We start from the raw sequence: 13,381 nt of genomic DNA on the forward strand, positions 1-13,381 counted from the left end.
GGGCCTCATGGCAGGAACGTCGTAATCACCGCGGGCCACGACTCGCCCCGATCGTCGGTGCAGCTCGGGCGATAGCCGTCGGCCGCGCCGAGCGCGTCACACGCGAGATCGCATGAGCCCACGATGTGAATGTTCGGGCATTCCCGGACGCCCCCTCCGGGCTCGGGGAGCCCCGCGGCGCAGTCCCTGCTGAGGGCCCGAGAGCTCTCCACGTTGGATTCGTTGTAGCAGGCATAGAGGCGGGGCGGGGTCGCGAACAGATCGCCCCAGAACGCGCCTTCCTCCATCGGATACGACTCGACCTCGCTCGCGTCCGGGTGCCTGAGGGCGAGGTGCGCCGCGCGCGACGAGATCATCACGGAGACGCCGGCCCGGTTGGCGCGCGACGCCACGCAGGCCGAGACCCACTGCTCCCGGGACTCGCTCAGCGGCGCGATGGCCCAGCTCGCCGCGAGCCCGAGGTAACCCGGGTAGACCTCCTCGCGCAGCTCGCCGCGCTCGTCGCGCCACGAGAACCTGAACGATTGCGACGGGGTCAGCGCGCAGCCGACGATGTATTGAAGGAGCTGCCTGGACATCGCGCCGAGCTCCCCTGGGCGGGTGATGGCGGCGCGGACCGCCGCCGAGAGGGCGTTCGAGGCGAGTCTGTTCGGGGCGAGCGCAATCGGGTCGAGGGCGTTCGGGTTGAGGGCGTTCGGGTTGAGGGCGTTCGGGTTCAGCGCGTTGTGATTCACGAGCGCACTTGAGACCTCGTCGACCGACCCCCACTCCGCGGGAAATCCGTCGCTGCCACCGCAGCACGGCAATGAAGCCAACAGAAATGTGTGTGCGCACAGAGCTCGGATTCGCCTCTTCATCTGTCCCCCTCCGCGCCCGTTCTGCTAGCAGATGGAATAGGCTACCGTAAGGATAACGATGGATTTACTGTACCACTTGGCGAAGCGGCGTGTAGCGCCAACCCGGCCGTCTGGCGCGGAGAAAATCCTCGCTCGGGTGAGTCCTTAGTCGCATCGGGGGGGTTATGACGATGGATGCTTTGGCGACACGAGATAACGAGACGCGGGCATTTTCACTGGAGGAGAGGTCCTTTTCCCGAGGCGAGCTGCCGTGCGGCACGCGGGCGGGGGAATACGGCATCGTGTCGCCCATCGCCCGGGGCGGATGTGGGGCCGTGTACGAGGCGATTCACCTCAAGACCGGCGCGCGCGTGGCGATGAAGGTGCTCCACGGGACGCTCGCCGCGTCGCCGAAGATGGTGAAGCGCTTCCTGCGCGAGATCGAGGTGGTGCGGCTGCTCAATCACCCCGGGATCGTGGAGATCTACGAGGCCGGCGAGCTCGCGGACGGCCGGCCCTTTTATATGATGGAGCACCTCGACGGGGTGACGCTCGACGTGCTCCTCCGGCAGGAGGGGCGGCTCTCGCCGGAGCAGGCGCTCGAGCTGCTCGAGCCGGTCTGCTCGGCGCTCGACGCGGCGCACGCGGCCGGGATCATCCATCGCGACGTGAAGGGCAGCAACATCTTCGTCTCGCGGGGCACCCCGCGGGCGGTCAAGCTCCTCGATTTCGGGATCGCCAAGCTGATGGAGCCGGACGAGGGGGCGAGCGGCTTCACCACGGCGGGGAGGGCGCCTGGCACCCTCACGATCATGGCGCCCGAGCAGATCCTCGGCGGCGTCCTCGACGCGCGCGTGGACGTGTATGCGCTCGGCGTCCTGCTGCACAGGCTCCTCACGGGCAAGCTCCCGTTCTACTCGCCGGACGCGACCGAGCTGCTCCGGCAGCACCTGGAGGAGCCCGCGCCGCGCCCGAGCCGGCGGACCCCGCTGCCGCCCGCGCTCGACGCGGTGGTGCTGCGCTGCATGGAGAAGCAGCCGGAGCACCGCTATCCTTCGGTGAAGAGCTTCCTCCACACGCTGCGCGAGGCGGTCGGCGAGCCGACGTCGGGGCGGAGCAGCATGCCGGAGCTCCAGACCGACGCGATCGCGATCTACCTCGATCTCCGGGTGCGCACCGACGCCGACGATCTCGACGACGCGCTCGCCGAGGAGCTCGGCCTCGTGCTCGACCTCGCGGAGGAGCGCCTCCGGGACGCCGGGCTCACGCTGGTCTCCGTGACCGGCAGCGAGATCCTCGCCGTGCGCCTCCTCTCCAGCGAGCTGCGGGAGTCGCTGCTGGAGCGCGCGGCGGTGATCGAGATCGCCGCCTCGCTCCACGAGGAGATCGCGCTGAGGAGCGGCCCGGACACGCGCGTGCACACGAACCTGTGCCTGCACGCCGGGCAGGTCGTGGTGCGCTCGGCGAACCACCCGGAGATCATCGGCGGCGACCTGGCCCGGGTCGGGGCGTGGGCGCCCGTCGACGCGGTGCACGCGCTCTGCGCGACGGAGGCGGCGGTCCGCGGGATCGGCGGACTCGAGCTCTCCGCGGGGCCGCCCGGGCTCCTGCTGATCGGCGAGCTCTCCGGGCACTGCTCCTCGCCGGCGCCGACGCTGCGGTGCCGCGCGCTCTGACGCGGAGGGCGCGCGGCCGGCGTCGGCCCTTCAGCGACGCGCGCGCCGCGCCCCCGCGACGCGCGACGTCAGGTGGGCGACGGGCGCGCGCTCGGCGTGGACCCCCTGGCCGACTCGGGAGCTCCCGGAGTCGATATGACGACGTAAAAACGAGCGAGGGGCGATTGCCGCTCGATGATAGGTGCCATTATAAGGGCCGCCCGCGGGGCGCTCTACCTCACGCCCGCGCCTCGCCGCTCCGGAAAGCTCTCATGTCCATGCGCCTCCAGCAAGCACTCCAGACCCTCCTCGATTCCGCCCCTCTCCTTCGCGACGCATCGAGCAGCGGTAACGTCCGTGTGCTCGCCTCGCTCCTCGGGCCCGCCTTCCGCGGCTTCGTCCAGCGGCGGGGCAAGGGCGTGGTCTCGACCGATATCTCGGTTGGATACGAGGCCAGCTTTAACTGGAGTTACGGGCGGGACGACCCCGACATGGCGAGGCTCTACCACCTCGCCAAGACGTCCCAGTGGGACGCTGCGACAGACCTCGACTGGTCGCGGAGCGTCGACTGGCTCGACCCGGCAATGCCGCTCTTGCCCGACAGCTGGATGCCGCCGTCCAAGCTGCCCGCCTGGCGCAGGCTCTCCGAGCGGGAGCGCGCGACGCAGCGCCACGGGCTGCTCTCCTGGATGCTGAGCCAGTTCCTGCACGGCGAGCAGGGCGCCTTGTTCGCGGCGTCGCAGATCACGGAGTGCGTGCCGTCGCTCGACGCGAAGCTCTACGGGAGCACGCAGGTCGCCGACGAGGGGCGCCACGTCGAGGTGTTCCACGCCTACCTGACGCAGAAGCTGGAGAAGCTCTACGAGATCAACGACAACCTCTATGTCGTCATCGACGCGATCATGAGCGACGGCCGGTGGGACATGAAGTTCCTCGGCATGCAGATCATGATCGAGGGCCTGGCGCTCGGCGCGTTCGGCTCGATTCGACAGGTGACGAGCGAGCCGCTCCTCAAGGACGTCCTCCGGTCGGTGATCACCGACGAGGCGCGTCACGTCCACTTCGGGGTGCTCGCGCTGAGCAGGTTCTACCGCGATGGCATCGACGAGCGGGCGCGGAGGGAGCGTGAGGACTGGGCGTTCGACCTGTCGGTGCTCCTGCGCAACCGCTTCCTGGCGCACGAGTTCTATGACGAGTTCTACGCTCACCGCATGACGCGCTGCGCGTGGGACGAGCTCATGCTCCAGAGCGACCTGATGGGGTTCTTCCGCCGGACGATGTTCAGGCGGATCGTCCCGAATCTGAAGCGGATCGGCCTTTTGTCCGCGCGGATGCGGCCGCGCTACGCCTCGCTCGGCCTGCTCGAGTACGAGCACGGGCGGGCGGCCAGCGAGCTGACGGCCAAGGAGCTGCTCGACGACGCGTGAGGCGAGGGCGTCCGAGGGCGTCCGAGGGCGAAAGAAGCGGACGCCCGCGCCGGCCCCGGGGAGAGATCAGCAGGTGGACCGGACGCAGGCCGAGAGCTCGACGCCGCACTGCCTCTGGATGCAGCCGAAGTCGCCGTTGCAGGCGGCGAGCGACCTGAAGGCGCACGAAAGGACCTGATCGGCGAAAAACTGAGCGTTGGGGCAGCCCCGCGAGACGCAGCTCGAGACGCACGCGACGCTGAACTCCGGCGGCATCCGCTCCCTGTCGATGCACCGGGCGGCGCAGGTGACCACCTCCTCGCAGTCCACGGGCTCGCACGCGCCGCAGTCCTGGGGGCAGATGCCGCAGGTCTCGAAGCTCTCGCAGACGCCGTTCGAGCACACCGAGCACACGCCGCAGTCGCGCCGGCAGGACGCGCACGTCTCCGTCCCCGAGCAGATGCCGTCGCCGCACGTGGCGCAGGCGCCGCAGTCGTCCGGGCAAGAGAAGCAGCTCTCGATCCCACCGTTGCACACGCCGTTGCCGCAGGCCTCGCAGACGCCGCAGTCGGGGGCGCATGAGCGGCAGTCCTCCCGCGGCGAGCAGACGCCGTCGCCGCAGCCCTGGCAGACGCCGCAGTCGCCCGCGCACGTCGCGCACGTCTCGGCGCCGCTGCACACGCCGTCGCCGCAGTTTGGACACACCCCGCAGTCGCCCGGGCACGTCGAGCACGACTCGCTCGCCGGATCGCAGGCGGCGTCGCCGCAGCGCGGACAGAGGCCGCAGTCCTCGGCGCAGCTGCCGCAGTCCTCTGCGCCGTTGCAGGCGCCGTCGCCGCACCCCCCGCACGGGCCGCAGTCGCTCGCGCAGCTCGAGCACGTCTCCGTCCCCGAGCAGGCGCCGTCGCCGCACCCCTGGCCCTGGCACGGGCCGCAGTCGGGGGCGCAGGAGCGGCAGTCCTCCGCGCCGTTGCAGGCGCCGTCGCCGCACGCCGGGGGCTCGGCGCCGGACGAGCTGTCGTACTCCCACGTCTCGGTGCGGCCGCAGCCCGCCCCGAGCGAGGCCCCCGCGAGGGCGACGAGCGCAGACCAGGCGAAGGCGCGCGAGGAGAGGAAGCCAGGGCGATGCCGCCCGGACCGCAGCAGGAAGCTCAGCCGGCTTGTGGTACCCATACGATCAGCCCCGGGGACACGAGAGGTCGGGTTGTCAGAAGGAGCGGGACCGGCTCGCGGGCTGCAGCGGCGCCGCGATGAGCCGTCCACGGGAACGCGCGCGGACGGAACATACATGGAGACGCCCCGCGGATGGCGCCAAAGCACAGGCGCGCCGGCGCTGGAGCCGCGGGCCAGGGGCGACCGAGCGGCACAAAATAAAAGAGGGCGGCGCCTCCGGAGAGGCGTCGCCCAAAGCGCTCCGCGATGCGCGCTTCACCCAGGAAGCGACGCGCCGCGCAGAGAGCTCACTTGGGGGCGTCGGCCGGCGCGGGGGCCGCCGCCGGGTCGGCCGCGGGGGCCGCCGCCGGGTCAGCCGCGGGGGCCGCCGCCGGGTCAGCCGCCGGAGCCGCCGCCGGGTCAGCCGCCGGAGCCGCGCCCGGGTCGGTCGGGGCCGGGGCGCTGCCGCCGCAGGCGACGACGAGGGACGAGACGGCGACGAGCGCAAGAACGAGCTTCTTCATGGAATCCTCCGAAAATGGGGCGGGTAGACCACCCTCAACCAACAGGCGTGTGAACCGCACGCAAATCCGGCGGCCACCACCCAGACGCCGAGGGGAGCCAGAACGGCTCACAGTTTTTTCGATGAGCCGCCCGGGCCCGACCAGGCGTCTAGAAAGGTGTGGGAAACTCGGGGCGCTCCTGATGCCGCTCTGGACAGGAGCCCAGGGCACGGCGCTCCGCCCGGGCCGCTGCCCCGACTCCCGCGAGGGCATCACGATCACCGTCTGCTGTACATTTCCAGTCATGTCCCCTGGTACGAACGCATGGCTCTGAGACCTCAGCGAGGGCGCTTGCGCCTTGTCGAACCGGCCGCCCCGGCTGCCCCGGCCGCGGAGGCCCAGGAGGACATGGGCGACGCCGGGCCCGCGTTCGCTCCGGAGGAGCGCGGCCGCGGCGATGGCCGGTTCGGGGGGGCGCGCGCGCAGGACCGGCGGTCCTCCGCCGCGACCGGGCCGGCCGAGCGCGGAACGGGCCTCGCGGAGCTTCCGGACGCGCAGCTCGTGGTGCTCGGCGCCCGCGGGGACGTGGGCGCGCTCGAGCAGCTCTACCGGCGGCACGTCGCCTTCGCCATCCACCTCGCGACGCGCATCGAGGGCTCTGCGCGCGACGTGGAGGACATCGTCCACGACGCGTTCCTCCGCGCCTACGAGCGCCTCGACGACCTCGTGGATCCTGCCGCGTTCCGCGCCTGGCTCGGGTCGATCATCGTCCACAAGGTCCGCTCGCGGATGCGGCGCGCGCGGCTGCTCGGCGTGCTCGGGATGGGCAAGTCGAGCGAGCCGGTCGATCTCGACGCCCTGGCGAGCCCGGCCGCGTCGCCCCACGCGCGCGCGCAGATCGCGCAGATCTACGCCCTGCTCCAGACGTTGCCGGCGGACGACCGGATCGCGTGGATCCTCCGCTCGGTGGAGGGGCACGATCTCGAGACGGTCGCGCAGATGACGGACTGCTCGCTCGCGACCGTCAAGCGGCGGATTTCGCGGGCGCAACAGTTCCTCGACGGTCATTTTGTAGATTCAACCAGCAGCGAGGCCTCATCATGAGCCGGCGAGGGCTACCCCGGATCGCCCCGGCAGATCTCCGCGACCACGCGACCGAGGAGCGGATCGCGCGCGTCTGGGACCGCATCGAGCACGACCTCGGGGCGCGCGAGCGCTCGTCGCCGCGGCGCGCGGGCATGGCCGCGATGCTCGCGGCGGCGACGTTCGCGGCGTTCGGCGGCGGCCTGTGGCTCGGCAAGGCGATCTGGAGCGACGAGCGCGCGGCGCCCGCGCTCACCGCCGTGACGCCGGCCGACGACGCGCCGTCGCTCGTCGACGTGTTCGCCGCGGGCTCGCAGGGGCGCACCTTCCAGCTGCCGGGCGGCGGGAGGATCTCGCTGACGGCGGGCACGACCGTCGAGGTCGAGCAGGCGGACGGCGGCGCGCTGACGCTGCGGCTCGTGCAGGGCGAGGCGTGGCTCGACACCGTGAGCGGGACGCGCACGGCGGCGCTCGCGATCGTCGCCGGCGAGGCCCGCCTCGCGGCGGCGGCGGGCAGCGTGCTGCGCGTGAAGCACAACGTCGACGCGATCGACGTCAACGTCGCGGATGGCTCGGTCAAGCTCACGTCGCCGGCCGGCTCGCGGGAGCTCGGGCGCGGCGACGCCGAGGAGGGCGTGCCGATCCGGCAGCGGATCGCGGTCGTGGCGCCGCCGGAGCCCCGGCGCGCCCGCGCCTCGTCGCTCCCGCGCTCGAGCGCGGAGGTGGCGCCGATCGAGCCGCCGCCGGCCGCCGCGCCGGCCGCCTCCGCCGCCGCGCCGGACTGGCGCGCGCGGTACAACGCGGGCAACGTCGCCGAGGCGCTGCAGAGCCTGCAGCAGCAGAGCGGCGGCATCGACGGCGCCATCGCCTCCGCGAAGACGGCGAGGGAGCTGATGGACCTCAGCGACCTCTTGCGCGGGAAGGGCGGCGATCGCGCCGCGGCGATGCGCGCGTTCGCGCGCGTGGTCGAGGGCTTCCCGAGCGACGCGAACGCGCCGATCGCGGCCTACAAGCTCGGCGACATGCACGCGAGCATGGGTGAGCAGGCGCTGGCGGCGAGGTACTACGAGCAGGCGCGCTCGCTGTCGCCCGAGGGCAACCTCGCGGAGGACTCGTTCTGCAAGCGCATCCGCGCCGAGGTGGTCGCCGGCCACAAGGAAGAGGCCTCTCAGATGGCCAAGGAGTACGTGGCCAACTACCCGGACGGCCGGTGCGAGGACGTCCAGCGGATCGTCTCCGGCGAGTCCGGTGAGGAGGCGGCCGAGCAAGAGGAGCACGCGGCCCCGCCGCCCCAGCCTCCGCCGGCCCCGGACGCGAGCCCGACCCCGTAGAGCGGGGGGCGCCCGTCCACGTCGATCGCGCTCCGCCGAGCGCGGTGGACATGCTTGACACCCCTGGTGGTTCTGCGCTTGCTTGGTCGCTCGCCGCGCCGGAGAACCGCTCAGGATGACCACCGCCGTCCGCACCAGCTCTCTACCCGCTCGCAACGACGTTCAATCGCTCCCGTCGTGGAAGTTGGTGTTGCCCCGAGGCGGCTATGTGTCCTCGATGGAGGCGTTCACCACGGCGATGGGCGTCCCTGGCTTCGTGCTGCTCGATCTGGGCACGCTGGCCGGCGGCCAGGACGCGCACCGCCTCCTCGGGCTGCGGTACCTCATCGCGAACGGCGAGGTGTGGAGGACGCACTTCGGCTGGCAGCGCCCCCTGGAAGCTGCGCTGCGCAGGGCGCTCCTCGACGAGGAGCGGGTGCAGGAGCTCCTCGCGGCGGCGGAGGGCCTGCTCGCGCGGATCCGGGACGCGCGCGCATCGATCACGGCCGCGGACCGCGACGGGTTCGCTCGCTACCTGGAGGGCGGGCTGCTCCGGGCGCTGAAGCGCCGTGAATTCGACGACGAGCGGCTCCTCAAGTTCCTGATCCTGGAGCAGGACGAGCCCTCGCTCCGCGACCAGGCGGCGGAGCTCCTGCGCTCCCGGGCCGGCGACCTCCTGCGGGAGGACGCGCAGGTGCTGGATCTCCTGTACGCCGCCGTCCATCGCCTGGACAGCTACCCCGCCACGACGGTGAGCGCGGGCCAGCTCAAGTACATCCTCGTCGCGGACAAGGGCGAGATGGGCGTGCGGGCGACGCGGGAGGCGATCGCGCTCGGCAAGATCCCCGTGGTCCTCTACAGCCTGCAGGACGACGCGAACGCGCTGCAGCTGCGGATCGCGCGGGAGGGCGGCGGGTTCGGGGTGGGGCTCGAGGGGAGCTTCCGCGAGAGCTACGCGAACTTCATCCAGATCGCGGACAAGGTGAGGGCCGAGTTCGAGCGGCGCTTCGGCGACGGCTCGCAGGAGGAGCTGTCGCGCGCGGGGCTCTACCCCGGGTACGGCCCGCTGGCGGAGAACGCCGCGGCCATCCGGCACTTCCGCCAGAAGAACATCGTCTTCGTCGGCCCGATGCAGGACGTGGTGGAGAGCGCCGGCGACAAGCGCAAATTCCGCCTGATGGCCCAGGATTTCGACCCGACCGCGGTGACGCCGGGCATCGTCATCGACAGCGACGATCCGGGCGAGATCCAGCGGATCGTCCTCGAGGCCCACGCGGCCGGGCGCTTCACGTTCCCGGGGCGGCTGAAGGCCGCCAACGGCGGCGGCGGCCGCGGGCAGGCCGTCATCCCGACGGTGGAGCAGGTGCCTCAGGCCATCCAGAAGGTCCTTGGCGAGATCAAGGCGTACAACTGGCAGCCGGGCGTGATGTTCGAGCAGAACATCCCGGAGACGATCCACCTCGAGGTGCAGGTGCTGCGGGATCGCTACGGCAACGCGCGGCACTTCGGCATGCGCGACTGCAGCGAGCAGCGCGCGAGCCAGAAGATCCAGGAAGAGGCGCCGCCGGCCCTGCTCCGGCGGTACCCGGGCCTGGAAGACCGCATCTGCGGGCTCGCCGTGCAGATCGCGGACCGCGTGGGCTACGTGGGCGCGGGCACCGTCGAGCTGATGTTCAAGGAAGGGAAGTTCTACTTCCTGGAGATGAACACGCGGATCCAGGTGGAGCACCCCGTCAGCGAGGAGAGCTACGCCATCAAGCGGAAGCGCAGCCGCGTCCCCGTGAACCTCGTCGCGTGGCAGATGCGCATCGCGGACGGGCAACCCATCGATTTCGAGCAGGACCACGTGGTGCAGACCCACTGTAGCCGCGAGTTCCGCATCAACGCGGAGAGCTGGAATCCCGATCTCAGGGACTCGCGGGACGGCGGCAAAGGGCTGTTCTTGCCCAACGCGGGTATCTTCGATCGCATCGCGCTCCCCGACACCGACGCGATCCGCGGGGCGCTCGAGGAGAAGGGCCTCACCGACCTGAAGGTCCGCTTCGACTGCGGCTTCGAGGCGGGGGACGTCCTCGTGAACAAGGACCCCACGTTCGGCAAGCTCATCGTCTCCGTGAGCTGCAAGGACCCGGACAGGGCCTATGAGCTCCTGCGGCTCGCGTCCCTCGAGGTGCTGAAGAAGATGAAGATCGAGGGGCGGCAGGTGCGGCCCGACGGGACGCCCATCCAGGGCTCGCCCTTCAAGACGAACCTCCAGGATCACGTGCGCATCCTGAGGATGCCGCTGTTCAAGCGCCATTCGAGCGACGACGACACCGGACGTCACGTCAACTGGCTCGTGGCCGCGTTCCGCCAGGAGGCGTGAGCCGGGCAGGCCGCCGCGCTCCCCTGTGGGGTGAGCGCTGGCAGCGAAATAATCCGCGAACGCGCGGCCGTTCTCGCTCGAGAGCGCGTCGCGGTGGATTCGTCCGGCCAGAGCAGCCTCGGTGAGGTGGTCTCGGACCACAAGAAAGAGGCAATTCAGATCGCAACAGGGTATGTGGCCAGGTACCCCGATGGCCCGTGCGAGGATGCCCAGCGGATCATCTCCGGCGCGGACGCCGCCGCAGAGGACGGGCTTTGGCCGCCTGCCTCCGGCGCGCGCCCCGCGCTGGGATCTTCCCGCGCTCGCCGCCTCCGCGGTCGTCGTCCAGCTGAGCCTGGCCCTCCCGGCCGCGGCCGCCGAGCCGCGCGCCGTCGTGGCGATCGCCGGCCGCGCCGCCGCGCCCGTCGCGCCGCGGCTGCCCGACGCGGCGGCGCCCATCGAGGTGCGCGTCGCCCTGTCGCGCGGCGCGGCGGAGGAGGTCTCCAGCGTCCGCGTGCGGCGCTTGCTCGAGATCGAGCTCCCGGACGGCGCGGCGCTGGCCGCCGAGCCGGTCGGCCCGCTCGGCGACCGCGTCGCGACCGTGTGGGTCGACCGGCCCACCGCGGCGCGCCTCGAGATCCAGGTCCGCCTCGACGGCCGCGCCGTCGTGCGACGGCAGATCGCCGTCTCCGGCCTCACCTCGGACGTGGCCGCGCGGCTCGTCGCGATCGCCGCCTCCGAGATGATCGTCGCCGAGATGCGCCGCGCGCGCGCCCCGCGGCGGCCGCCGTCGCCGCGGCGCCCCACGCAGGACGAGGTCGAGCTCGCCTCGCGCGATCTCGACACCCTGTCCGTCTCGGCCGGGCCTTACGCGGCGGTCGTCTCCGGCGGGCCGCGGGTGCTCGGCGGGGCCGGCCTCGCGCTCGGGCTGCGGCGCCTGCGGCTCACGGAGTCGCTGTTCGCCCGCCTGCTCGCCGCGCCGTCCGGCGGCGAGCCGCTGCGCTGGCTCGAGGCGGGCTTCTCGGGCGACTACCGCTTCTGGCTGGCGGCCTCGTGGCGCCTCTCGATCGGCGCTACCGCCTCCGTCGCATCGCTCAGGCTGCCCGCCGCCGTCTCCGTCGATGGCATCGCGGGCGAGCGCGACACGTGGTCCGCACGCGCCGGCCTCGGGCTCGGCGTGGAGACCCGGCTGGGCGGCCCGGTGTGGCTCGGGCTGACGCTGGACCCGGGGATCGTGCTCCGGCCTGCGCCCTACGAGGGCGCCCGCGGGGAGGCGGGCGCCGTCGAGGGGGCCTGGCTGGGGGTCGGCCTCTCGCTCTCCACCGAGCGGCGCTCCGCGCCGCCGCGGTGAGGGGGCGGCGCGGTGAGGGTGCGGCCGGGCGCCGCCCGCTGGCGCAGATCCGCGGTATCGTGATCGCTGATGGATGAAGAGATCCTCGAGCAGCTGCGTGAGCGCTACACGTCAGGGAATCTGATCGTCTTCGCAGGCGCCGGCGTCTCGGCGGCTGCGGGCATGCCCACCTGGAAGCAGCTCGCCGAGAAGCTGCGCGACCGCGCGCGGCGGCGGAGCGCGGACCCGGCGGTCATCGACGAGATCCAGCAGTACATCTCCTCGAACCAGCTCATCAACGCGCTCTCCGCGGCGAGGCTCGCGCTCGGGCCGCAGGACTTCAACTGGACGGTCGACAAGGAGCTCGACGACACCGGCCGCGACGTGCCGGAGCTGGCGCGGGCGATCGCCGCGCTCAAGCCGAAGCTCAAGGCCGTGCTCACCACGAACATCGACCGCTTCCTGGAGCGCGCGTTCCAGGGCGAGTGGCGCATGGTCGATCGGCCGGCGGGCGACGTCGCCATGGACAGGTGCTTCATCCTGAAGCTGCACGGCACGCTGCGGGCGTGGGACACCTGGGTGTTCTCGCGCGACCAGTACGACCGGGCGATCTTCGGCTCGCCCCTGCTGCAGGACGCGTTCGGGGCCCTCTACCGCACGCACTCCATCCTGTTCGTGGGCTTCGGCCTCGCCGACGACAACATCGACCAGACGCTCGCCCGCGTGCGCGCGCTCTCCGGCGGGCAGCCGCCGATGCATTTCGCGCTGCTCCCGAAGGGGGTGCCGCCGTTCCGCCGCCGGCTGCTCGAGGAGTCGGGCGTCCGGCTCATCGTCTACGAGAACCAGGCGGGCGATCACGCGGAGGTCACCCAGGTCCTCCTCGGCCTGGAGCCGGGCGCGGCGCCTCCGCCTCACGCCGCTGCGCCGCCGCAGGCCGCTGCGCCGCCGCAGGCCGCTGCGCCGCGGGCTGCGCAGCCGTCGTCGCCCACGTTGCCGTCCTCGCCCGTGGCGCCACACGCGCCGGGTGTGGGCGCGACGGCGGCGCCGCGGCCGGTGCGCGTCTTCTTCTCCTACGCCTCGCGCGATGAGGAGCTCCTCGCGCGCCTCGAGGCGCAGATGGCCCCGCTCAGGCGGGAGGGGCTGATCGCGCTGTGGCACAGCGGGAAGATCGGCGCGGGCGAGGACACGGAGCGCGCGATCGGCGAGCAGCTCGAGGCGGCCGACCTCATCCTCCTCCTGGTGAGCGCGAGCTACCTCGCGTCCGAGCAGGGCGACGCGCAGGTGGCGCGCGCGATGGAGCGGCGCGCGGCGGGGCAGGCCGTGGTCGTTCCGATCCTGCTCCGCCCCTGCGACTGGGAGACGACGCGCTTCGCCGAGCTCCAGGCGGTGCCGCGGGACAAGAAGCCCGTGACCAAGTGGCCCGATGAGGACGAGGCGTTCCTCCAGGTGGTGCGGGAGATCCGCGCGGTCGTGACGAAGCTGCGCCCGTCGCTGAGGTGAATCTGCGCGCCCTCGCCCGAGCTGCGGCCCTGCCGCGCTCGGGCGGCGGCTCTGTGACGCGCGAGCGGCGGCTCGGCCGGCGCCGGGTGTATTCCGTACTCTTCCGCCTCATCGGCTCGTGAAGGATCGCCGCTCCGCGTGATCGGCGCCGGGCAGCCCGGCGTTCCCGGAGGGCTCTCTGGGTTTTCTCGCGCTCTTCCGGGCCTCTGGCCTTGTCGCGCTGCGCGCGCCGCAGCGGGCGCGGATGCACATCGGGACGCGC

Annotated in this window: 10 protein-coding genes; 7 read left to right on the plus strand and 3 right to left on the minus strand. The window is 72.2% G+C overall.

Features of this window, described 5'->3' with window-relative positions; translation table 11 throughout:
- Nucleotides 1-5: 5 nt before the first annotated feature.
- Nucleotides 6-734: a hypothetical protein gene (locus WME73_RS48105; RefSeq protein ID WP_437855069.1), complete on the minus strand. Its 729-nt coding sequence runs from the start codon at nt 732-734 to the stop codon at nt 6-8.
- Between the two features lie 293 nt (nt 735-1,027).
- On the opposite strand from WME73_RS48105, the gene WME73_RS48110 reads away from it, so the two are divergent.
- Together WME73_RS48110 and WME73_RS48115 are read left to right on the plus strand one after the other, a co-directional pair.
- Nucleotides 1,028-2,512, plus strand: coding sequence for a serine/threonine protein kinase (locus tag WME73_RS48110; protein ID WP_437913969.1), 1,485 nt, complete (start codon nt 1,028-1,030; stop codon nt 2,510-2,512).
- A 251-nt stretch (nt 2,513-2,763) separates the two neighbouring features.
- Nucleotides 2,764-3,918 (plus strand): ferritin-like domain-containing protein, encoded by a 1,155-nt coding sequence (locus WME73_RS48115; RefSeq protein ID WP_437743005.1) that lies wholly within the window; start codon nt 2,764-2,766, stop codon nt 3,916-3,918.
- A 66-nt stretch (nt 3,919-3,984) separates the two neighbouring features.
- Here the strand turns inward: WME73_RS48115 and WME73_RS48120 are convergent, their stop codons facing one another.
- On the minus strand, nt 3,985-5,070 hold the full coding sequence (locus WME73_RS48120) for a hypothetical protein (RefSeq protein ID WP_437743006.1): 1,086 nt from the start codon (nt 5,068-5,070) through the stop codon (nt 3,985-3,987).
- 287 nt (nt 5,071-5,357) lie between these two features.
- The gene (locus WME73_RS48125; RefSeq protein ID WP_437743007.1) at nt 5,358-5,573 is read right to left on the minus strand and encodes a hypothetical protein; all 216 of its coding nucleotides are present in this window, start codon (nt 5,571-5,573) and stop codon (nt 5,358-5,360) included.
- Nucleotides 5,574-5,903: 330 nt separating this feature from the next.
- Between WME73_RS48125 and WME73_RS48130 the strand changes: the two genes are divergently transcribed.
- The 5 genes from WME73_RS48130 to WME73_RS48150 all read left to right on the plus strand — a co-directional run bounded on the left by WME73_RS48130 (nt 5,904) and on the right by WME73_RS48150 (nt 13,119).
- The gene (locus WME73_RS48130; RefSeq protein WP_437743008.1) at nt 5,904-6,656 is read left to right on the plus strand and encodes an RNA polymerase sigma factor; all 753 of its coding nucleotides are present in this window, start codon (nt 5,904-5,906) and stop codon (nt 6,654-6,656) included.
- The gene (locus WME73_RS48135) at nt 6,653-7,966 is read left to right on the plus strand and encodes a FecR domain-containing protein (RefSeq protein ID WP_437913970.1); all 1,314 of its coding nucleotides are present in this window, start codon (nt 6,653-6,655) and stop codon (nt 7,964-7,966) included. Before WME73_RS48130 ends, WME73_RS48135 begins: the two co-directional genes overlap by 4 nt.
- A gap of 217 nt (nt 7,967-8,183) precedes the next feature.
- A complete protein-coding gene (locus WME73_RS48140) occupies nt 8,184-10,310 on the plus strand; it encodes a biotin carboxylase N-terminal domain-containing protein (protein WP_437913971.1) in 2,127 nt (708 codons plus the stop codon).
- A 190-nt stretch (nt 10,311-10,500) separates the two neighbouring features.
- Nucleotides 10,501-11,640, plus strand: coding sequence for a hypothetical protein (locus WME73_RS48145; RefSeq protein WP_437913972.1), 1,140 nt, complete (start codon nt 10,501-10,503; stop codon nt 11,638-11,640).
- 69 nt (nt 11,641-11,709) lie between these two features.
- Nucleotides 11,710-13,119, plus strand: coding sequence for an SIR2 family protein (locus tag WME73_RS48150; RefSeq protein ID WP_437743012.1), 1,410 nt, complete (start codon nt 11,710-11,712; stop codon nt 13,117-13,119).
- Nucleotides 13,120-13,381: the final 262 nt, after the last annotated feature.

Origin of the sequence: Sorangium sp. So ce302, assembly GCF_051530145.1 — a bacterium.
GTDB lineage: Bacteria > Myxococcota_A > Polyangia > Polyangiales > Polyangiaceae > Sorangium > Sorangium cellulosum_B.